This window comes from Mesorhizobium sp. M0514 (assembly GCF_040321145.1).
GTDB lineage: Bacteria > Pseudomonadota > Alphaproteobacteria > Rhizobiales > Rhizobiaceae > Mesorhizobium.
The window spans coordinates 1-995 of record NZ_JAMYQZ010000206.1; the positions used below are offsets into that span (position 1 = coordinate 1).

General features: G+C 60.5%; 2 protein-coding genes. Both read right to left on the reverse strand.

From position 1 onward, the window contains the following. A partial coding sequence (gene groEL, locus NKI61_RS32810; RefSeq protein WP_352842423.1) for a chaperonin GroEL occupies positions 1-662 on the reverse strand: 662 nt, incomplete at its 3' end. A 63-nt stretch (positions 663-725) separates the two neighbouring features. Continuing rightward, a partial coding sequence (locus tag NKI61_RS32815; RefSeq protein ID WP_031239561.1) for a co-chaperone GroES occupies positions 726-995 on the reverse strand: 270 nt, incomplete at its 5' end.

Below are 995 nucleotides of genomic sequence, written 5' to 3' on the forward strand. Positions count from 1 at the left end.
AGGATGTAGACGTCCTCGAGCTCGGCAACCATCTTGTCGGCGTTGGTGACGAAGTAGGGCGAGAGATAGCCGCGGTCGAACTGCATGCCTTCGACGACTTCCAGCTCGGTCTCGGCGGTCTTGGCTTCTTCAACCGTGATGACGCCTTCGTTGCCGACCTTCTGCATCGCTTCGGCGATCATCTTGCCGACCGACTCGTCGCCATTGCCGGCGATCGTGCCGACCTGGGCAACTTCTTCGGAGGTCTTGATCTTCTTGGCAGCGTTGCCGAGAGCCGCGACGACTTCGGTCACGGCCAGGTCGATGCCGCGCTTCAGGTCCATCGGGTTCATACCGGCGGCAACCGCCTTGTTACCTTCCTGGACGATCGACTGCGCCAGGACGGTCGCGGTCGTGGTTCCATCACCGGCGATGTCGTTGGTCTTCGAAGCAACTTCGCGGATCATCTGCGCGCCCATGTTTTCGAACTTGTCGGAAAGTTCGATTTCCTTGGCGACGGTGACGCCGTCCTTGGTGATGCGCGGTGCGCCGAACGACTTGTCGATGACGACGTTGCGGCCCTTGGGACCGAGGGTCACCTTCACCGCATCGGCGAGGATGTTGATGCCGTGAAGCATGCGCTCGCGGGCGTCGCGGGAGAATTTTACGTCTTTGGCAGCCATTTTTTAGCTCCTGGCAGGGGCTTGCGATCAAGCCCGAAATTCAGTTGACGGTGAGGCCAATAATCAGCCGATGATGCCCATAATGTCGGATTCCTTCATGATCAGAAGGTCTTCGCCATTGAGCTTGACTTCGGTGCCCGACCACTTGCCGAACAGGATGCGGTCGCCGGCCTTGACGTCCAGCGGGACCAGCTTGCCGGCTTCGTCGCGAGCGCCGGAGCCGACGGCGATGATCTCGCCTTCCTGCGGCTTTTCCTTTGCCGTATCCGGGATGATGATCCCGCCGGCGGTCTTGGATTCGGATTCGACCCGGCGTACGACCACGCGGTCATG